Consider the following 19,479-nt stretch of genomic DNA (forward strand, 5'->3'; position numbering starts at 1 on the left):
TTTATTGGATCATGCAGGCTGCCACTGTAGCACAACTGTTTTCATCTATCAGAATAGCACCGCCGTTTTCTCTCAGGCGAGAGTAAGCATCGTGCGGGAGCGGTATGGCTGTTTTTATACTTGCTTTTACAATATCATTTAAATTTGCCTGCCCCGGCTCAGGCTCCTGTTGCAGTGTTTCAATGTTGATACGGTAAGCAATGCCGGTAACTATAGCTTTGGTGGTTGTACTGTTTAACTGCAACAGGTACTTTGCCCCAATAGTTAGCGGCTTATTGTCGAGCCAGCATAACATTACTTCCAGTTCCTGCGACATGGCGGGCACACTATCTTTTTTCACGATCATATCGCCACGGCTAACATCAACCGCATCCGATAGCTGCAGCACTACGCTTTGCGGGGCAAAAGCCTCATCTACCTCGCTAGACGCTGTTTCTATTTTACTAATGGTGCTTTCTGTACCGGCAGGAAGTATAATTACCTTGTCACCTTTGCGGTAAATGCCACTTATAATTTTTCCGGCATATCCACGGTAATCAGGCAACTCTTCGGTTTGCGGCCGAATCACATACTGCACCGGGAAACGGGCGTCTTTCAGGTTAACACTTTTCTTCACTTCCACTTGCTCCAGAACCTGTAGCAGCGTATCGCCATTATACCAGGACATTTCCGTTGATCTGCTTACAACGTTGTCGCCTTTAAGGGCACTTATAGGTATAAAACTAACTGATTTCAACCCGAAGTCTTTGATCAGTACCTGATAGTCAGCTACGATCTGCTCGAAAATATCTCTGGAATAACTTACCAGGTCAATCTTGTTTACCGCCACTACCAGGTTTGGGATACCCAGTAGGGACGAAATAAGCGTGTGCCGTTTTGTTTGTTCCGCTACGCCCTGGCGTGCATCAATAAGTATAACCGCGAGGTCAGCGGTAGAAGCCCCGGTTACCATGTTACGGGTGTACTGCACATGCCCCGGTGTATCAGCAATAATAAATTTGCGCACAGCTGTGGAGAAGTATTTATAGGCTACATCAATGGTAATTCCCTGCTCCCTCTCCGCCCTGAGGCCATCCGTTAGCAGCGCCAGGTCTATGCATCCGGCTGCATTACTCCTGCTCTGTTGTTCCATGGCAAGCAATTGGTCTGCATAAATAGCTTTGCTATCGTGCAGCAGCCTGCCAATAAGCGTACTTTTGCCGTTATCTACACTACCTGCCGTAATAAACCGAAGTATATCCATAGCGCTTTCTTCTGATTTTTCTCCTGGTTAAAAGTAGCCGTTCTTTTTTCTGTCTTCCATGGCGGCTTCTGATACTGTATCGTCGATGCGGGTGTTGCCTCTTTCGCTGGTGCTTGCTGCAGTTAATTCTGCAATAATGGCTTCAACGGTAGTGGCTCCAGATTCTATTGCTGCTGTGCAGGTCATGTCGCCTACGGTTCGGTAGCGAACAGTTTTCTTAAGTATAGTTTGGGACTGGTTTTGTGGGATAGCATCAGGTACAGCCATCAGGTTTCCCTGGTGCTCCATCACTGCCCGTTCGTGTGCAAAGTATAGCGCTGGCAGTTCTATATTTTCCCGTTGTATGTAGTGCCATACGTCCAGTTCTGTCCAGTTACTGATTGGGAACACACGCACATTTTCGCCGGGATGAATTTTGCCGTTATAGGTATTCCATAGTTCAGGGCGCTGCAGTTTTGGGTTCCATTGCCCGAAAGCATCTCTTACCGAAAAGATCCTTTCTTTGGCCCGGGCTTTCTCTTCATCGCGGCGTGCGCCACCAATACAGGCATCAAACCCAAACTCTTCAATAGCATCCAGCAACGTATTCCCCTGCAACGCATTCCGGCTGGAAAATAACCCTGCTGGTTCGGTCAGCTTTTTTATCTTAATGGTATCTTCTACATAACGGATGATGAGTTGCTCTCCAATGTGTGCGACTAAACTGTCACGAAACGCTAGAACTTCAGGGAAATTATGGCCGGTATCGATGTGCAGCAGCGGGAAAGGCAGTCGCCCCGGACGGAAGGCTTTGAGGGCAAGGTGAACAAGAACTACGGAGTCTTTGCCACCTGAAAAAAGCAACACAGATTTCTCGAACTGCCCTGCCACTTCCCGCAGAATATGAATAGCTTCTGACTCCAGTTGATCTAAATAATCGAGTGTATACTTGCTCATGCCGTTGCGCGATCGTTTGCCGTGATACTAAAAGCAGCTGAACTTTTGAAAGCTTCAGCTGCTTTTGTTCACCATACGTACGGCAGGCTCTACATGGAGTTAAAGAATATAGTAGCTGTTTATACTTTCAACTCAGATTATCAACAATTTATACTTCCCAGTTATGCTGCTCAGTCTATAGTTAATGTCCGGAAGAAAAGATTAAGCAACACATGAAAGCAGGGAATCAATCCAGTACCTTGCAGTAAAAACCTAAATCGTTCATCAGCTTTGTTACAGGTTCTACAACAGCGGTTTCGTATTCAACCCTGAGTATATTGTCACAGTCTTCCAGGTCAAAGTTGATTCTGGCACCGGGTATTTTATGCTGAAGCTGCTGCTGTATTATTGCTGCTGTCTGGTCATCTGAAACATCAGTTTTAAATACTTCTACCATCTTCTCATCCATACTAAAAATTTATTTACTTACCTGATAATGCAGCAACCATTGGTTTCCGTACTTATCCCGGAGGTCGCCAAACAAAGCTCCCCAGAAAGTATATTCCAGCACATGTGTTTGCTTTCCGCCTTTCGATAGCTTTTCATAACATGCTCTGATCTCGTCTTCGCTGTTGCAGCTCAGCATCATCGAAACACTATTTCCCCTTATCAAAGCATGTTCTCCCACCATATCCGAGGCCATAAGTACTACAGAATCCTTGGTCAGTGTGGAATGCATGATGCAGTCCTTCATCCGGGGAGGCAATTTTTCAGCAAACGGCGAATCTCCAACTGTCTGAAAGTATAGTTCTCCGCCCAGGCACTGCTGGTAAAAAGACATGGCTTCCCGGCAGTTTCCGTTGAAGGTCAGGTATGAGCGGATGTCCATTGGTTTTCAGCTGCTTTAACCAGATCAGAAATTACCAGTTTCTTCATTTGCAAGAGGGCTTGCATCACACGTTCTGATCTTTGCTGGTCCTGTGCACTCATCAGTTCATCTAAAATTTCCGGCACTATCTGCCACGATACACCGAATTTATCTTTCAGCCAGCCACATTGCTCCTGTGCCGGGTCCGCAGAAAGTTTCTCCCAGTAGTAATCAATTTCATCCTGTGTCTGGCAGTTTACCACAAAAGATATAGCAGGAGAAAAAATAAAGTTTGGCCCGCCATTCAGTGCTGTAAACTCCTGTCCTTCCAGTAGGAAGCTTACAGTTAACACTGTGCCTTTAGGCATCGGTGCACCTTCCCCATAATAAGCAATCTTCCCAATTTTGGAGTCCCTGAAAATTGAAGTATAAAACTTAGCCGCATCTTCGGCCTCATTGTTAAACCATAAACAAGGTCTTATCTTTTGCTCTATCATAGTTTTAAGAATTTAATAGTTTACTAATTGGCTTCCACATACTTTTTAAAGTTATCAAGTATAGCCTGCCATCCACTTTTTTGCATATCCACCGGAAAAGTATCTTCTGCTTCAAAAGTTTCTACTATCGCAGTTTCATTACCTTTATTTGTAAAGGTTATACTTACTTTTCTGCCATCTGCAATAGTATATTCTAACGCTTCCAGCTCTTTTACTAAAGTATAAACTCCTTCAAAATCAAAGCTCATACTTCCATCTTTGGCGGCCATAGTTGTTTTAAACTTGCCTCCGGTCTTAAGATCATTCTCAGCGTATGGGGCATGCCAGTCATCTGATGCCTGATTCCATTTAGTAATGTGGGCAGGTTCAGTCCAGTACTCCCATACTTTCGATACTGGGGCATTAACTGTAGTTTCCACTGTAATAGCTGTCTTGTTTACTGTTTCCATTATCATAGTTTTTATAGTTTATAAATTTATTTTCTTGTTTAATATGGCAAAACGCGCCTCCTGTTTTTCAGCAACTTATAATACAAATGTAGTATGATTTCCTAAACTATAAGCTGTGCAAAAACGACAAAGAAAGGGCGTTTTACGACAGCTTTTTTGTATATTAGTCCTATGAAAGATGTCGCTATTTTAGTACCGGAATCATCCGTGATGCAGGCCATTGCAGACCCGCGTTATCTGCTAACGGCGGTAAACCAGTTTATGGCAGTATCAGGTAAAGAGCCCTTGTTTAATGTGCAGCTGGTGGGCTTGAAAAAAGAAGTTATACTGAACGACGGACTCTTTACAGTACACACTGATAAACAGCTAAAAGATGTAAATAAGGCTGACATTGTGTTTATACCTGCGCTTGCCGGCGATATGCCTACCGCGGTAGCTGCAAACCAAGAGCTCATCCCCTGGATTGTAGAGCAATACGATGGCGGTGCTGAAGTGGCATCGTTGTGTGTGGGTGCATTTTTGCTGGCTTCTACCGGACTGCTTAATGGCAAAAAGTGCTCCACCCACTGGGGCTTTGCCGGCGAGCTGAGAGAAATGTTTCCGGAAGTGGAAGTGGTAGACGGAAGTATAGTTACCGAAGAGAACCGGTTATACTCCAGTGGGGGTGCAAACTCTTACTGGAACCTGCTCTTATACCTGGTTGAAAAGTATACCGACCGTGAAACTGCCATCCTTGCCTCTAAGTATTTTGCCATAGACATAGATCGGAACAGCCAGGCCGCATTTGCGATGTTTAAAGGCCAGAAAGATCACCCGGATGCTGCTGTGCGTACGGCGCAGGAGTTTATAGAAAATAATTTTAATGACAAGATCACCGTGGATCAGCTGGCAGATAAAGTAGCTATAGGCCGCAGAAGCTTTGAGCGGCGCTTTCTAAAAGCGACCAACAACTCAGTGCTGGAATATATACAACGGGTTAAAATAGAAGCTGCCAAACGTAGCTTTGAGAGTAGCCGCAAAAATATAAATGAAGTTATGTTTGATGTTGGCTACACCGATACAAAAGCCTTCCGTACCATTTTTAAAAAGATCACTGGCCTTACCCCGATCGAATACCGCAACAAGTATAACAAACTTGTTCTAAAATAAACCTGGCACATTAATGCATAAAAAAAGCCGCTCTACAAAACAGAGCGGCTTTATTTTAACAGCTAAATTTACTATTAATCAAATCTGAGGTTAAGCACAGGATTAACTCTAGCCGCTTTAATAGCCTGGTAACTTATAGTTATAAAGGCCACCAATGCTGCTATAACACCTGCTGCTATAAATACCCACCAGGATATTTCGATGCGGTAAGCAAAATCCTGCAGCCACTGGTGCATGGCATACCAGGCCAGCGGGAAGGCAATAAGCGCCGCCACTACCACCAGCTTCAGAAACTCTTTGGAGAGCAAAATTACGATCGAAGCATTTTCGGCTCCCATAACTTTGCGTATGCCGATCTCTTTTTTGCGGCGCTCCGCAGCATAGGCAGCCAGACCGAACAGGCCCAGGCAGGCGACAAAAATGGCAATGCCGGTAAATATCCAAAGCAGGGTTTTGAGCTTGTCTTCTGCCTTGTACATCTTAGCAAATGTATCATCCAAGAAAGTATACTCGATCGGGTAATCCGGCGCGAACTTATTCCATACTTGCTCTACCTGCCGTATAGTACCAGCTACATCAGCGGCATCAATTTTCACTGCTACCTTCACGTATGCATCAGGGAATATCTGGAGCACGGTTGGCTCTACCTTCTCATACAGACTCTTGAAATGGAAATCCTTCACCACACCAATGATCTTTCCTTCACTCAGCGAATCAGGATTTTCATCGTTCCATACCTGCCAGATCAAAGGTTTTCCGAGTGCCTGCTCCGGAGTACCAAAGCCCAGGTCTCTTACAGCTGTCTCGTTAATCATATAGGCTTTGCCGGCATCTGTTTTATAGTCTTTTGAGAAATCTCTGCCTGCTATAACTTTTACATCGAGCGTATTGATATAGTCGTAATCCACCATCAACTGCGTAACCCTGTGGTGTATCTTTTCACCATTTCTGGGCACAATGATTCTGTCACCGGCTGTGGCATCCCCCGGGAAACCATAGCCTACCGACACATTCTTTACGCCCGGTGCTTTTTTAAGCTCGTTCTTAAATGTTTCATAGTTCTCGAACATATTATCTCCCCTCATCTGGAAAAACATGATCTGATCCCGGTTAAAACCCAAGTCTTTGTTGTGCAGGTAAGATACCTGCCTGAAAACTACTACTGCACAAATGATCAGGAATATCGATAAGGCAAACTGCACCACGATCAAACCATGCCGCAGCCATTGTATCTTGCCCACCCGGGTATCAACTACCACGGCACTTTTTAGCACCCTGACAGGTTTAAAGCCCGACAACACCATAGCCGGATAGAATCCAGCCAGCACGCCTACCACCAGTGTTAGTAAAAGCAAAAGCAACAGCAGCGATGGGTTAGTGAACACATTAAAAGACATTTCTTTGCCCGTAAATGCGTTAAGCGATGGCAGGAGCAGCGAAGTAAGCGCCGCAGTAAAGATGACGCTGATAAGTGTCAGCAGCACGGTTTCGCCCAGGAACTGAAGCATCAGCTGCCCGCGGCTCGCCCCAACCGCTTTTCTGACCCCTACTTCCTTACCCCGCTGCATAGACTTGGCCGTAGCCAGGTTTACGAAGTTGAAGCAGGCAATCAGTAGGATAAACACGGCGGTTATACTTAAAGCCTTTACATAAGTGATGTTCCCCTTGATGAACTTGTCATATTCGAAATCAGAAGAATACAGGTATACTTCATCCAGGGGCTGAAGGTGCGGCACATAGTCATAAGGCTTGTTGTGGTCCGGGTCAATTTGCTTTCTGACAATACCTCTGAACCTGGTTTGCGTGAGTTCCGGGTCTGTTCCAGGCTTCAGCTTAACATAAGTATAAAACTGCTGCCACGACCAGCTTTTCATGCGCTCGGCAGGCAGCTCAGCCGCTGCCAGAGGCACTACAAAGTTTACCGGCATATGAAATTTCTCTTCGGTACTGAACACCCCTTTTACAAGGTAAGGCAGTTTGTTTACAGATAATTTCTGGCCAACAGGATCGATGTCTCCGAACACACGCTCTGCAAACTTATCCGAGATAACGATGGAGGAAGGATCATCGAGGGCTTTTTCGGGAGAGCCATACTTGAACGGAAGCTGAAATACCTTGAAAAAATTAGGATCGGTAAAGAAGCGCCCGCTTTCGTATATACGTTTATCTCCTACCTCTACCAGGTTATTGGCTTCAAACTGCAGCATCAGGATACGCACCGTCTCTTCTACCTCCGGGAAGTTTTGCTCCAGCGTGGTGGCAAACATGGGAGGCACAGGCGCTAATGTTGTGTTGGCTTCCGCTGACCTGTCGTTGTAAATGCGATAGACCCTTTCCCTGTCCGGCAGAAACTTATCATACTGAAGCTCATCATACACAAACAAGCCTATCAGGAGGCAAGCTGTTAAGCCAAGTGCTAAACCTGCAATATTGATCAACGTGAACCCCTTATGTCGGAAGAGGTTCCGGTAAGCGGTTATAAAGTAGTTCCTGTACATATAACTGATGATTTGATGATTGGTTTTATAGTTTTATTTTGTGTTACAGCGGACATGAACCGGCTTACAGAACCAATGCCAAACCATTATATTTCTAACTATCAGCAACTTACATTATTCCATATATTCAGGTGCGTGCAGAATCGCGCGATGGGTGTGCGAAAATGCACACTTAATTCGTACTAAATTATGGTTTTACTTCAGAATCAGGTTATTGTAAGAGTGGCATAATTGTAGTTTCTTACGTTGTGTTAGATTTTAACTTATGTTATTAAAGAAGGCCTCCATACTTATTGTAGACGATGACACAGATGTACTTACTGCTGTGCGCTTACTTTTACGGACACAGGTAAAGGAAATTATTACTGAAAAAAACCCTGATAATATTCCCGCCATACTTAAGAAGCAGGACTTCGATGTAATTCTGCTGGACATGAACTTTAAGAGCGCCCTGAACACAGGCAATGAAGGCTTGTACTGGCTCCGAAAAATAAAAGAACTGAAGTCTGAGGCAGCCGTGATCATGATTACGGCCTATGGTGCCATAGACCTGGCCATAAATTCTGTAAAAGAAGGAGCATTCGATTTTATAGTGAAGCCCTGGCATAATGAGAAGTTGCTGGGCACCATAACGGCAGCCATTGAGAAAAAATCCGGCGGTGCAAAAGTTTCCTCTCCTAACTATAGCCAGCCGCCTTCTATAGGTTCTGAGTTACTGGGCGAATCAGAAGTTATGCAAGACATCTTTTACAAGATCAGCAAGGTTGCTCCTACCGATGCCAACATCCTGATATTAGGGGAAAATGGTACCGGTAAAGAGCTTATAGCAAAAGCCATACACCAACAATCCCTGAGAGCCGACAAACCTTTTATAAAAGTTGATGTAGGCGCGCTGACAGAATCCCTTTTTGAAACAGAATTATTCGGCCATAAGAAAGGGGCTTTTACCGATGCCCGCGAAGACCGCGCCGGCCGGTTTGAAGCAGCAGACAAGGGTACTATCTTCCTGGATGAGATCGGCAACATCTCGCTGCACCAGCAGTCGAAACTATTGAGCGTTCTACAGAACAGGCAGGTGATACGTGTAGGCGCTAACGAGCCTGTTGCTATTGATGTGCGGTTGATTTGTGCCACCAACGTAACATTAGCAGAACTGGCCAACGAATCCCGTTTCAGAAAAGACCTGATCTACAGGATAAATACCGTAGAAATTACAGTACCCCCTCTGCGTAAAAGGGGCAACGACATTCTGCTGCTTGCAACACATTTTGGTGCTGTTTACGCAAACAAGTATATGAAGCCGGTGCCGGAATTCAGCAAGTCCGCCCAGGAAAAACTCCTCCATTACCACTACCCCGGCAATGTACGGGAGCTGCAGTATGCCATTGAGCGTGCAGTTATCATGGCTGACAACGCTGTGCTTGAAGCTGATGATATTCTGTTCTCTCCTATTGAAACAGCCCCGGCAAAGGAAGTAACAGTACAGGAAACGAACCTGGAGGAACTGGAGAAAGTAACTATAAACCGCGTGCTCCAAATGCATGGCGGCAACCTTACGAAAGCTGCCAAGGAATTAGGTATCACCAGAACAGCCTTATACAGGCGCATGAACAAGTATGGGTTCTAACAACTTTGAGTGGAAGGTCATCATCAGGGTAGTTTTTCTGCTGATTACCCTTAGTATACCGGCTGTTGCTATTATCAATGGCTGGTCTGAGCTTCTTGTTTTCTGGTTGCCGGTAGTTGTTTACCAGGTATACGAACTCATAAAATTTTTAAAGCAGGCCCAGCAAGAGCTAAACCAGTTCATAGAGTCGGTGCACTACCGGGACTTCTCCAGGTATTTTAATGAAAGCCATACTTATAACCAGTTACGATCGCTTCGGAAAGGCTTTAATGAAATAAACGCAACTTTTAAAACGATAAACCGGGAGAAAGAAACACAGTTCCAGAACCTGCAGAAGGTGATGGAGCTGGTTAATACTGGCATCCTGACATATAATGTCGAAAGTGGCGAAGTGGTGCTGATGAACGAACCGCTTAAAAAACTGCTGCACCTCCCCTACATGAAAACGCTGCATTACCTGGCTAAGAAAGATGAAGACCTATATAAAGAAGTAATAAAACTGGAGCCCGGGCATACAAAAATCACCACCGCCCATACTTCTTACCTCGAAAAAAATTCTTTTAAGTTACTTCTATCAGCAACAGCTTTTCAGAATGATGGCCAGCACTATAAACTGGTAGCTTTCCAGAACGTGAACGAAGCGCTCGACGAAACAGAATCGGAAGCATGGCAGAAGCTCCTGAATGTGATGACGCATGAGATCATGAACTCTGTTGCACCTATTTCATCGCTCGCTAATACGTTAAAGCACCGGTTACAGGAAATAACTATAAAAGGCGCCTCTGCAGATGATGTGGATGACCTTGAAGTAGGCGTAGAAACTATAAAACGCAGAAGCGAAGGCTTACTACGCTTTGCCGAAACGTACCGTAACCTGAGCAAGATTACAAAGCTTAACCTGACAACGGTATATGTGCAGGAGCTTTTCAGTAACCTGCAGCGGCTTATGGCACCTACCCTGGCACAAAAGAATATCCAACTAGACATCAACCTAAAAGACCCCGCCATATCTTTAAAAGCAGATACAAACCTGCTGGACCAGGTGCTGATCAACCTGCTGGTAAATGCTATGGAAGCTGTTAAAGATCAACCTGACCCGCACATTACTCTTACCGCTTATACCGACTCTGAAAACAAGACAGTTATCAGGGTTATAGATAATGGTACTGGTATGTCCAGAGAAGTACAGGAAAAAATCTTTATACCATTTTTCAGTACCAAAAAGCAGGGAAGTGGTATAGGCCTTAGCTTATGTAAACAGATCATGATGCTGCACCGCGGAAGTATACAGGTACAATCTGAAGAAGGAGAAGGAACCGCTTTTTCGTTACGATTCGTATAGCGGTTCTCATGAATTTATACTTATATTTAGCTTGGTTAAACTAAATCATTACCTATAACAGATAAGCTTTACGCCCTTATACATACCCATGGATTTAACAGAACCTAAGATTCCTGAAGCACCGGCTTCTACAGGTCACCCGAAGCAGTTATACATGTTGTTCTTTGCTGAAATGTGGGAGCGTTTCTCGTTCTACGGCATGAAGGCATTGCTGCTGGCTTACATGGTAACAGAGCTGAAATTTGATGAACCGAAAGGCTATGCTATACTTGGTTCGTATGCCGCTTTGGTTTATACCATGCCCCTGTTTGGTGGTGTAATGGCCGATAAGTACCTGGGTTACCAGAAAGCCGTAACGTTTGGTGGTATATTAATGAGTATTGGCCATCTGGTACTGGCTGTGCCCGAAGACTGGAGCTTTTTCTACGGTATGGCTTTCATAATCTGCGGTAACGGGTTCTTTAAACCCAATGTATCAAACCTGGTTGGTACGCTATATGCCAATAATGACCCCCGCAAGGATAGTGGGTTTTCCATTTTCTACATGGGGATAAATATTGGGGCTGCGCTGGGCGGTTTGCTCTGCGGGTATGTAGGCCAGCAGATTAACTGGCACTATGGTTTTGGTTTGGCTGGTATTTTCATGATAGTAGGACTTATCGTTTTTGCGCTGGGTAAAAAGTCGTTGCAGGAACGCGGTCTTCCGCCTGATGCTGCTGCTCTTAAAAAACCACTGCTAGGTATACCAACCGAAATCATAATTTACGGAGCCTCTCTGCTGATTATACCTGTTATAGTTGCCCTTTTCCATCGGTATGAGATAATGGATTTCATTATGTTCGGGTTAGGCGCTGTTTCCTTCCTCTACATTCTGGTTACAGCCTTCAAGATGGATCCGGTAGCCAGGTATAAATTATTTGCGGCGTTGGTTCTTATTTCTTTCTCTACGCTGTTTTGGGCATTTTATGAACAAAACGCAGGCTCGCTTAACCTGTTTGCCATGCGCAATGTAGATATGCATGCAGGTGGAGTAGAATTGCCGGCTTTATCGGTTAACAATTTTCTGCCCCCTGCCTGGGTTATTGCGCTCAGCTTCTTCTTCGCCTGGTTATGGCCTGCTCTTAACCGCAGAGGCATGGAGCCATCTACTCCGGGTAAATTCGGACTCTCTTTCGTGCTGCTTGGTCTTGGGTTTTGTGTGTTTTATGCTGCCTGCAAATTAGGTTCTGACACTGGGCTTATCTCATTGCCTGCCTTTATACTTGGCTACTTCTTTATCATCTGTGGTGAGCTTTGTATCTCTCCTATTGGTCTGTCTATGGTTACCAAGCTGTCACCGGCAAGAATTGTAGGTATGATGATGGGCATCTGGTTCTTTGCCAGCGCCATTGGTGAGTTCCTGGCTGGGAAGATAGGCGCTTTAATGAGTGTTCCTGAAAATGTAGTAGATAACCCTGTGCTGTCGCTGCCATACTATGCTGACATCATTAGCCAGATCGGGATGTACTCGATCGGTATTGGTATTTTGCTTATACTTATCAGTCCGCTGATTCGCAGATGGATGAGCGATGTACGCTAACTTTATTTTATTTATAATCTATGGAAAACGGTAAAACAATACTTATAGTTGGTGGTACCTCCGGTATAGGCAGAGCTACTGCCGGCTTAGCAGCTGCGCGGGGTTATAATGTTGTAATTGCAGGGCGCAGTGAGCAGAAGGCACAGGAGGTGATAGATGAAAATGCTCTTAAAGGTTATCCTATACAATTTATTTCTACAGATATAGCAAACGGTAAACAGGTGCAGGATTTGGTGAGCCAGGTAGTTCACATGCACGGCAGGCTTGATTATGCCTGCAACAGCGCTGCCCTTGATGAAGGCTTAGGCATACGTCTGGCTGATGTGGAAGAAGAAGATTATGACCATCAGATGGGTGTTAACCTGAAAGGAATATGGTTGTGTATGAAATACCAGATCAGGCAGATGCTGCAACAAGGTAGCGGGAGTATAGTTAATATTTCTTCTATCAATGGCCTTGGCGGAGCAGAAGGGGCTTCTATATATTCTGCTGCAAAAAGTGGTATACTAGCCCTTACCAAGTCTGCAGCCCAGGAATACGCCACAGAGGGAATCAGGGTAAACGCGCTGTGTGCCGGAGCTTTCAGAACACCCATGTTAGAAGGTGTATTTACCAAGACGAATGCGGCAGATCCTTCAGCTGTTGAAGAAATGTATAAATCAGTTATACCAATGCATCGTATCGGCACACCTTCCGAAGCTGCAGAGGCTATACTTTGGTTACTATCAGAACAGGCATCTTATGTAACCGGGCACTCAATGATTGTTGATGGAGGGTTTAGTTCCAGTATGCGATAAAGCTAATGAATTGAATTTTTAGTTGCAGCAACAACTAAAAGAAACTGGCATTACCGATAAGCGGCGAGAAGTAGTTTTTGCCCATTACCAGTAACTGCAATGCCTCACGCAATTCTTCCGGCTCAGCACTCTTAAGCAAATAACCATGTACGCCCTCCCTTACCAGTTTATCAACTAGAGGCAACTCTCCATACATAGATACAATCAGAATCTTCACCTCCGGATACTTGCTTAAGATATAACGTGCCGTCGCTATGCCATCCATTTCAGGCATTTCCAGGTCAAGCAATACAATATTAGGCAGCAACTTCAGCTCAATCTCTTCTATCAGTTCTGCGCCATTTCCGGCATCTGCAACAACAGTAATCTCAGGGTATAATTTTATAATTTCCAGCAAGCCTTTTCTGAAAAGGGTATGGTCGTCGGCTATGGCGAGGGTAAGTGGCTGGAAACTCATATAATAGACTATTTAAAGTAAAGTTACGAAATAGGAACAGAAATAAAAGCCTTTGTACCTTTAGCCGGAGCTGAAGTATAATCAAGTGTTCCATCTAATAACTCTACTCTTGCCTGAATGTTCATAAGGCCCAACCCTTTACCCTGCTTATCATCATTTCCCGGCTCTGATGATGGTTCATGATCAAACCCTATTCCATCATCTTCATAGTTTACCTGTAGCTGCTCAACCTCAAAGTTAAGGTCTATCTTGATATTGGATGCCCTTGCATGTTTTAGCGTATTGTTCAGTAACTCCTGCACAACACGGTATAAGAATAGCTCTGTTCTTGGGGAGAGGCGCTTCTCCGGATCGTTACTGGTAAAGTATAACTGTAATCCAGAAACTGCAGGTACAAAATTCTTTAAACCTTCTAATGCACGCGATAAACCTGCTTTCTCCAGAGATGCCGGCATCAGGTCATGGGAAATGTGCCGTACACTGGTTATTACTTCTTCCAGTAAATTCTTGGTCTGATGCCCTCTTTCAATGTTTTCTGTCTGTGCTGTAAGTTGGTGTACATTTAATTTTACGAGAGCCAGCATCACTCCTACTTCATCGTGCAGATCTCTCGCCACACGACGGCGTTCAGATTCCTGTGCCTGTAAGGTAGCATCCAGCAACTGGCGTTGTTTAGCTTCCTGAAGCTGTCGTAAGTTTTCCTGGTGCTCCAGCATACGCCGTTGGTACTTAAAAACAAACCCAATAATGGCTATAGCCAAAGCAAGCAATACAGGAGTAATAATAAAGAGCGGTTGTAAAATCTTTAACATACTGATGTTTTTCTTAGCACGAAGACTAAAGCCGTATTAAATAAAATGTTCAGCACCAGCAGTACGGTAATGCAAATCCGGGCTGCATCATAAGACTGGGCCAGCGCCTGATTAAATAATGCAAAAGACATACTCGTACCAGCTTTATAAATCAGCACGCCACAGCTAAGCAGGAATATAGCATCACTATCCAAGTAAGTTATAGTTAAGTCGTTTGCCACTTTATAGAAGTATAAAACTGCCAGTACAATAAGCATAGAATTAGCAGCCATTTTAGCAGTTGAGTTCATCAGATGTACACCATCTATTAGGGTGGCATCTACTATACTGAACACTAACAAAACTACTACCGAGGCGATGATCCCTTTTTTAATAAGAGAACTTTTAAAACTATAGTAGTAGATAGCAGCCAGCAACAGGTATTCCAGGGCAGTGTAAATATGTAGCAGCCAGATATTATTTTTTGTACCCAGCAGGATGGTGATTTTTCCGGCCGCCTCAGATGCAACTATAAGCGTGACAAACAGGAAAAGTAACTTGAATTGTAAGCTCTTTTTACTGCGGAATAAGAAAAAGCCTGCTATAAAAGGTATCAGCGGACTTACCATTGATACATTGGCAAGCCATGGATAGACTTGTCTTAAGAAGAATTCCATCAGTTACCTAAGCTTCCAGTTTCAGAGCAATCCGGCGGACAGATACTTGAATGGTCAACTACCATTTCTTCTATATCATTTCCGTTGGCATCTACTCCAACCAGCACAAGTTGCTTCTGCCCGTTTTCGTCTAACGCATAATACATCCTGATGCCCACACAACCATCTTGTTCAAGTAGTTTCAGAAGTATATCACGGCCATAGAAGTGGCCTTTTATTACCATCTCCTGTCCTTCGGTTTCTGCCTGTTTCCGGTAGTTGGCTGTCCAGGCAATAGCTTGTGCGAGTTCTATTACTTCTCCTTCTGTTCCATCAAAAATAGCCATAGATAAAGTTGTGAGGTTAAACGATACTCTAAATATAGTGAACATTATATGTTAAAAAAATACCTATTGCTACCTATTATTAATTGTTTCGTTAACTATAAGAGTATCAAAGTTCAGCAGTCTAAATAGTGTATTTAAAGTAATAATTAGCCATTATTTTGTTAGCTATAATCTACCTGACTTGGGCATCTTCAGAAAAAGTATAAAATTATTTCAGGAATTTATAACAAGTGTACTTTTAACCTTGTTACCTTTGTTCTAGTATAAACTGAACGTGAAACTATACCGCCAAATCATATTGCTAACCTTAACTTTGCTGGTGCTTGTCTCCTCGACGGGTATGGCTGTGGGCATGCATTTGTGTGGTGGTGAGTTGCGTGATGTTTCTTTTTTCGGTGCCGAGGCTGATTGCCCAATGGAGCAGCAGAAACAAAAGCTGCCGGCCTGTCATAAAGTACCTGATAAAAATGATTCCGCTAAGGACTGCTGCGATGACCATACCCTGGTATTCGAACACGCTGATGCTACCTCAGATTCCAAAGCACTTATACTTACAAAAGCTTTAGACCTGAAATTTGTAGCTGCATTTAAAGCAGTTATACTTCAGTTTTTTGCACCTGAGACTGATCTCAAACCAACGTACGCGCTCTACGAGTCGCCCCCTATTGCCCGGGATATTCCTGTTCTCGTGCAATCATTCCTCCTATAACCTTATCATTTCCTGATGCCATACTATGGCTGGCGTAGCTGTGTCTTTTTCGGAAGATACGGGCTGCTCAGGCTATACTGTATACTTTGGTGTCAAACCATACCTGCCGCTTTCCTGTGGCTCCTCAACTTCCTGTTAAGGTTAATCTTATACTTACATGATTGCGAAATTAATTTCCTTTTCGCTCCGTAACCGTTTCATTGTGCTGCTTATTGCGGCAGCGCTGTTCGGCTGGGGCTTATATTCGGTGCAGACAAACAAGGTGGACGCTATCCCCGATCTGTCTGAAAACCAGGTGATCGTTTTTACCGAGTGGATGGGCCGCAGCCCGCAGATCATCGAAGACCAGATCACCTACCCGCTCGTGACCAACCTGCAGGGCCTGCCCGAGGTGAAGTATGTGCGCGGCAGCTCGATGTTTGGCATGAGCTTTATCTATGTGATTTTTGAAGATGAGACCGATGTGTACTGGGCACGCGAACGGGTACTGGAACGCCTGAGTTCTGTAGGTAACATGCTGCCCGAAGGCGTTGCTCCTACCCTTGGCCCGGACGGTACGGGCGTAGGACACATACTTTGGTATACTTTAGACGCACCGGGCATGGACCTGGGCGAGCAGCGCGCATTGCAGGACTGGTACATAAAATTCGGTTTGCAGAACGTGAAAGGTGTGAGTGAAGTGGCCTCTTTTGGCGGTTTCCAGAAACAGTACCAGGTAACCATCGATCCGAATAAACTTACCTACTATAAGCTTTCCATACCACAGGTTATCCAGTCCATCCGGGCTAATAACAACGAAGCCGGCGGCCGCAAATTCGAGCTCTCCGACATCGGTTATATCATCAAAACAACTGGCTATTTACAATCTGCTGAAGAGATTCAGAACATTGCCATTGCGACCAACAACACCATTCCGGTACGCGTGCGTGATGTGGCGTCGGTGCAGATGACGGGCGAAAGCCGACTAGGTATTTTTGATGTAAACGGTGAAGGCGAGGCAGTAGGTGGCATTGTAGTAATGCGTTATGGTGAGAATGCCGATGAGGTAATAGACAATGTAAAAGTGAAGATGGAAGAAGTCGCCGAAGGTCTTCCGAAAGGTGTGAAATTCAACATCGTCTACGACCGCAGCGGTCTGATTAATGAGTCGATAGATTCCATCAGAACTACCCTTATCGAAGAAATGCTGGTGGCCTCGGCCATCGTATTTTTGTTCCTCTTCCATTGGCGCAGTGCCTTGGTTATACTTATTCAGTTGCCGCTTTCGGTTGCCATAGGTTTTATACTTCTCAACGCCTTCGGTATCTCCTCCAACATTATGTCACTAACCGGTATCGCCCTGTCCATTGGTGTGATCGTGGACGACGCCATTGTAATGGTAGAGAACGCCTACCGGCACTTGGCGGACGCTCAGAAAGGTAAAAAATGGATGGAAGAGGAATAGAATTTTGAATGAACTCCAACTGTCATTTCGAACAAAGTGAGAAATCTATTTAGAATTTCAGATAGATCTCTCCTTCCGTCGAGATGACAAAAGAAAAATCACTCATTCAAAATTCAATTATTCAAAATTGAATCAACATGAAATTATCAAAAGAAGATAGAATCCGGATCATTGAGAAAGCTGCCAAGCAGGTGGGCCCGAGCGTGTTCTGGAGTACCATAATTGTAATTACCTCCTTTCTGCCGGTGTTCCTGCTAACAGGTCAGGAGGGCAAGCTGTTTGGTCCGCTGGCGTGGACGAAGACGTTCATCCTTATCGTAGACGCCATCGTGGCGATCACGCTTACGCCTGTGCTCATCTCTTTTTTCCTGAAAGGGAAGTTTAAGGAAGAGACAGCTAACCCGATAAACCGGGCACTGGAGCGTGTGTATGGACCTTTATTGCGTTGGTGCCTGAATTGGCGCAAAACAACTATAGGCGTAAACATTATTGCATTACTGGTGGCTATTCCCATGCTCTTTAGTTTGGGAACGGAGTTTATGCCGCCGCTGGACGAAGGCTCTATCCTGTTCATGCCGGTTACGCTGCCCGATATTTCGAATGCCGAAGCCAAGCGCATTCTGCAGGTGCAGGACAAGATCATCAAATCAGTGCCGGAAGTGGAAAGCGTGTTGGGCAAAGCTGGTCGTGCCAGCACTGCCACCGACAACTCCCCTATCAGTATGATCGAGACCATCATCATGCTCAAACCGCAGTCGGAGTGGCGCGAAGGTATAACCAAACAGGACATCATCCGCGAACTGGATACCAAACTGCAGATTCCGGGTGTAGTGAACGGCTGGACCCAACCGATCATCAACCGCATTAACATGCTGGCAACCGGTATCCGTACCGATGTGGGCGTAAAAGTATACGGCCAGAATCTGGACTCTATTGCGGCTGTTTCGGAACGGGTGCGTGGCGCGCTGCGCAATGTGGAAGGCGTAAATGACCTTTATGTAGAGCCGATCACAGGCGGCAAGTACCTGGAGATCGACATCAACCGCGAAGCCCTGAGCCGCTATGGTTTAACTGTAGACGACGTGAACATGATTGTGGAATCTGCCCTGGGCGGTACACCGATCGGCAATACCATCGAAGGTCGTCAGAGATTTTCTATCAACGTGCGCCTGGCGCAGGAGTACCGCAACAGCGTAGAGCGTATTCAACGCATTCCGATCCAGGCAGCTGCTGCGGGTACAATTCCACTTTCTTCGGTGGCAACGGTTGGCTTTACAGATGGCCCACCGATGATCACATCTGAAAATGCGCAGTTGCGCGGAGCCGTACTTTTCAACGTGCGCGACCGCGATCTGGGCAGCACCGTGAAGGAAGCCATGGAGAAGATCAGCAACGAAGTAACAGGTATACCAAACGGCTATTACCTGGAGTGGAGCGGCCAGTGGGAAAACCAGGTACGCGCTACCCAAACGCTGCAGCTTATCATTCCGCTTGTGGTAATAATTATCTTCCTGATCTTATACTTCTCTTTCAACTCCCTGAAAGAAGCCTTCTTCAGTTTGGTCACGATCCCTTTCGCGCTGATCGGCGGCGTGTTCATCGTCTACTTTTATGGCGTGAATTTATCGGTGGCTGTGGCAGTGGGCTTTATTGCGCTGTTCGGTATGGCCATCGAAACGGGTATGCTGATGGTGGTGTACCTGAACGAAGCTATGAAAGAGCTGGTAGAGATCAAAGGCAATTCCCACGAAACCATCACCAAACAGGATATCCGCGACTTTGTATTTAAAGGTGCCGTGAAGCGCCTGCGTCCGAAGATCATGACGGTGTCCGTATCGCTGTTCGGTCTGATTCCGGTACTATGGGCAACGGGTGTGGGTACCGATGTGATGTTACCGATCGTGCTTCCGCTTATCGGGGGCGTATTTACCTCTTCCATCCACATCCTGCTGGTAACGCCGGTAGTGTTCGAAATGGTGAAAGAATATGAATTAAAGAAACACGGCAAACTGGATATCTACGATGTTAAGCATTAAGAAATATACTTTAGAAAGTCCCCCTTTGAAGGGGGCAGGGGGATGTTTTGCAGTTGCTGCAATACTTATACTTTC

Annotated in this window: 19 protein-coding genes; 8 read left to right on the top strand and 11 right to left on the bottom strand. The window is 45.2% G+C overall.

From position 1 onward, the window contains the following. Position 1: 1 nt before the first annotated feature. The 6 genes from MJ612_RS06775 to MJ612_RS06800 all read right to left on the bottom strand — a co-directional run bounded on the left by MJ612_RS06775 (position 2) and on the right by MJ612_RS06800 (position 3,978). Complete coding sequence (locus MJ612_RS06775; RefSeq protein ID WP_187032653.1) at positions 2-1,243, bottom strand: sulfate adenylyltransferase subunit 1; 1,242 nt, start codon at positions 1,241-1,243, stop codon at positions 2-4. A gap of 27 nt (positions 1,244-1,270) precedes the next feature. Next, on the bottom strand, positions 1,271-2,179 hold the full coding sequence (gene cysD / locus MJ612_RS06780; RefSeq protein WP_187032655.1) for a sulfate adenylyltransferase subunit CysD: 909 nt from the start codon (positions 2,177-2,179) through the stop codon (positions 1,271-1,273). A 226-nt stretch (positions 2,180-2,405) separates the two neighbouring features. Next, the gene (locus MJ612_RS06785; protein ID WP_250419080.1) at positions 2,406-2,627 is read right to left on the bottom strand and encodes a hypothetical protein; all 222 of its coding nucleotides are present in this window, start codon (positions 2,625-2,627) and stop codon (positions 2,406-2,408) included. 9 nt (positions 2,628-2,636) lie between these two features. Next, positions 2,637-3,047: a VOC family protein gene (locus MJ612_RS06790; RefSeq protein WP_187032659.1), complete on the bottom strand. Its 411-nt coding sequence runs from the start codon at positions 3,045-3,047 to the stop codon at positions 2,637-2,639. Further along, entirely contained in the window at positions 3,026-3,523 is a 498-nt protein-coding gene (locus MJ612_RS06795) for a VOC family protein (protein ID WP_187032661.1), read from the bottom strand. Before MJ612_RS06795 ends, MJ612_RS06790 begins: the two co-directional genes overlap by 22 nt. A 23-nt stretch (positions 3,524-3,546) precedes the next feature. Then, positions 3,547-3,978 (bottom strand): SRPBCC family protein, encoded by a 432-nt coding sequence (locus MJ612_RS06800; protein WP_317233043.1) that lies wholly within the window; start codon positions 3,976-3,978, stop codon positions 3,547-3,549. A 165-nt stretch (positions 3,979-4,143) separates the two neighbouring features. Here MJ612_RS06800 and MJ612_RS06805 point away from each other — a divergent pair, with 165 nt between their 5' ends. Further along, on the top strand, positions 4,144-5,121 hold the full coding sequence (locus MJ612_RS06805) for a GlxA family transcriptional regulator (protein ID WP_187032665.1): 978 nt from the start codon (positions 4,144-4,146) through the stop codon (positions 5,119-5,121). Positions 5,122-5,195: 74 nt separating this feature from the next. Here MJ612_RS06805 and MJ612_RS06810 read toward each other — a convergent pair whose 3' ends face one another. Next, positions 5,196-7,619 (bottom strand): ABC transporter permease, encoded by a 2,424-nt coding sequence (locus MJ612_RS06810; RefSeq protein ID WP_187032667.1) that lies wholly within the window; start codon positions 7,617-7,619, stop codon positions 5,196-5,198. Positions 7,620-7,884: 265 nt separating this feature from the next. Here MJ612_RS06810 and MJ612_RS06815 point away from each other — a divergent pair, with 265 nt between their 5' ends. The 4 genes from MJ612_RS06815 (at position 7,885) to MJ612_RS06830 (ending at position 12,964) form a co-directional block, all read left to right on the top strand. Then, a complete protein-coding gene (locus MJ612_RS06815) occupies positions 7,885-9,246 on the top strand; it encodes a sigma-54-dependent transcriptional regulator (protein ID WP_187032669.1) in 1,362 nt (453 codons plus the stop codon). Further along, on the top strand, positions 9,236-10,588 hold the full coding sequence (locus tag MJ612_RS06820; protein ID WP_187032671.1) for a sensor histidine kinase: 1,353 nt from the start codon (positions 9,236-9,238) through the stop codon (positions 10,586-10,588). The genes MJ612_RS06815 and MJ612_RS06820 overlap by 11 nt, the downstream gene beginning before the upstream one ends. Before the next feature lie 88 nt (positions 10,589-10,676). After that, positions 10,677-12,167, top strand: a complete 1,491-nt coding sequence (locus MJ612_RS06825; protein WP_187032673.1) for a peptide MFS transporter — start codon at positions 10,677-10,679, stop codon at positions 12,165-12,167. Positions 12,168-12,187: 20 nt separating this feature from the next. Then, the gene (locus MJ612_RS06830; protein WP_187032675.1) at positions 12,188-12,964 is read left to right on the top strand and encodes an SDR family NAD(P)-dependent oxidoreductase; all 777 of its coding nucleotides are present in this window, start codon (positions 12,188-12,190) and stop codon (positions 12,962-12,964) included. A gap of 34 nt (positions 12,965-12,998) precedes the next feature. Here the strand turns inward: MJ612_RS06830 and MJ612_RS06835 are convergent, their stop codons facing one another. Genes MJ612_RS06835 through MJ612_RS06850 form a run of 4 tightly spaced genes read right to left on the bottom strand, consistent with a single transcriptional unit; the run spans position 12,999 to position 15,260 of the window. Beyond that, entirely contained in the window at positions 12,999-13,421 is a 423-nt protein-coding gene (locus MJ612_RS06835; protein WP_187032678.1) for a response regulator, read from the bottom strand. A gap of 23 nt (positions 13,422-13,444) precedes the next feature. After that, on the bottom strand, positions 13,445-14,233 hold the full coding sequence (locus MJ612_RS06840) for a sensor histidine kinase (RefSeq protein ID WP_187032680.1): 789 nt from the start codon (positions 14,231-14,233) through the stop codon (positions 13,445-13,447). After that, positions 14,227-14,889 carry a hypothetical protein gene (locus tag MJ612_RS06845; protein ID WP_187032682.1) on the bottom strand — a complete coding sequence of 221 codons (663 nt, stop codon included), beginning with the start codon at positions 14,887-14,889 and terminating at the stop codon, positions 14,227-14,229. The genes MJ612_RS06840 and MJ612_RS06845 overlap by 7 nt, the downstream gene beginning before the upstream one ends. Beyond that, positions 14,889-15,260 carry a hypothetical protein gene (locus MJ612_RS06850; RefSeq protein WP_250419081.1) on the bottom strand — a complete coding sequence of 124 codons (372 nt, stop codon included), beginning with the start codon at positions 15,258-15,260 and terminating at the stop codon, positions 14,889-14,891. Before MJ612_RS06850 ends, MJ612_RS06845 begins: the two co-directional genes overlap by 1 nt. Before the next feature lie 229 nt (positions 15,261-15,489). Between MJ612_RS06850 and MJ612_RS06855 the strand changes: the two genes are divergently transcribed. The 3 genes from MJ612_RS06855 (at position 15,490) to MJ612_RS06865 (ending at position 19,404) form a co-directional block, all read left to right on the top strand. Continuing rightward, positions 15,490-15,924, top strand: coding sequence for an HYC_CC_PP family protein (locus MJ612_RS06855; RefSeq protein WP_187032684.1), 435 nt, complete (start codon positions 15,490-15,492; stop codon positions 15,922-15,924). Between the two features lie 157 nt (positions 15,925-16,081). Beyond that, positions 16,082-17,368: an efflux RND transporter permease subunit gene (locus MJ612_RS06860; protein ID WP_187032686.1), complete on the top strand. Its 1,287-nt coding sequence runs from the start codon at positions 16,082-16,084 to the stop codon at positions 17,366-17,368. A gap of 137 nt (positions 17,369-17,505) precedes the next feature. Next, complete coding sequence (locus tag MJ612_RS06865; protein ID WP_187032688.1) at positions 17,506-19,404, top strand: efflux RND transporter permease subunit; 1,899 nt, start codon at positions 17,506-17,508, stop codon at positions 19,402-19,404. The last annotated feature ends 75 nt before the right edge of the window (positions 19,405-19,479 follow it).

It is taken from the genome of Pontibacter deserti (assembly GCF_023630255.1).
GTDB classification, from domain to species: Bacteria; Bacteroidota; Bacteroidia; order Cytophagales; family Hymenobacteraceae; genus Pontibacter; species Pontibacter deserti.

Excerpts from the sequence above, each read along its gene's own strand:
- MJ612_RS06775 (WP_187032653.1), bottom strand. The coding sequence starts at position 1,243 with ATGGATATACTTCGGTTTATTACGGCAGGTAGTGTAGATAACGGCAAA.
- cysD (WP_187032655.1), bottom strand. The coding sequence starts at position 2,179 with ATGAGCAAGTATACACTCGATTATTTAGATCAACTGGAGTCAGAAGCT.
- MJ612_RS06785 (WP_250419080.1), bottom strand. The coding sequence starts at position 2,627 with ATGGATGAGAAGATGGTAGAAGTATTTAAAACTGATGTTTCAGATGAC.
- MJ612_RS06790 (WP_187032659.1), bottom strand. The coding sequence starts at position 3,047 with ATGGACATCCGCTCATACCTGACCTTCAACGGAAACTGCCGGGAAGCC.
- MJ612_RS06795 (WP_187032661.1), bottom strand. The coding sequence starts at position 3,523 with ATGATAGAGCAAAAGATAAGACCTTGTTTATGGTTTAACAATGAGGCC.
- MJ612_RS06800 (WP_317233043.1), bottom strand. The coding sequence starts at position 3,978 with ATGATAATGGAAACAGTAAACAAGACAGCTATTACAGTGGAAACTACA.
- MJ612_RS06805 (WP_187032665.1), top strand. The coding sequence starts at position 4,144 with ATGAAAGATGTCGCTATTTTAGTACCGGAATCATCCGTGATGCAGGCC.
- MJ612_RS06810 (WP_187032667.1), bottom strand. The coding sequence starts at position 7,619 with ATGTACAGGAACTACTTTATAACCGCTTACCGGAACCTCTTCCGACAT.
- MJ612_RS06815 (WP_187032669.1), top strand. The coding sequence starts at position 7,885 with ATGTTATTAAAGAAGGCCTCCATACTTATTGTAGACGATGACACAGAT.
- MJ612_RS06820 (WP_187032671.1), top strand. The coding sequence starts at position 9,236 with ATGGGTTCTAACAACTTTGAGTGGAAGGTCATCATCAGGGTAGTTTTT.
- MJ612_RS06825 (WP_187032673.1), top strand. The coding sequence starts at position 10,677 with ATGGATTTAACAGAACCTAAGATTCCTGAAGCACCGGCTTCTACAGGT.
- MJ612_RS06830 (WP_187032675.1), top strand. The coding sequence starts at position 12,188 with ATGGAAAACGGTAAAACAATACTTATAGTTGGTGGTACCTCCGGTATA.
- MJ612_RS06835 (WP_187032678.1), bottom strand. The coding sequence starts at position 13,421 with ATGAGTTTCCAGCCACTTACCCTCGCCATAGCCGACGACCATACCCTT.
- MJ612_RS06840 (WP_187032680.1), bottom strand. The coding sequence starts at position 14,233 with ATGTTAAAGATTTTACAACCGCTCTTTATTATTACTCCTGTATTGCTT.
- MJ612_RS06845 (WP_187032682.1), bottom strand. The coding sequence starts at position 14,889 with ATGGAATTCTTCTTAAGACAAGTCTATCCATGGCTTGCCAATGTATCA.
- MJ612_RS06850 (WP_250419081.1), bottom strand. The coding sequence starts at position 15,260 with ATGTTCACTATATTTAGAGTATCGTTTAACCTCACAACTTTATCTATG.
- MJ612_RS06860 (WP_187032686.1), top strand. The coding sequence starts at position 16,082 with ATGATTGCGAAATTAATTTCCTTTTCGCTCCGTAACCGTTTCATTGTG.
- MJ612_RS06865 (WP_187032688.1), top strand. The coding sequence starts at position 17,506 with ATGAAATTATCAAAAGAAGATAGAATCCGGATCATTGAGAAAGCTGCC.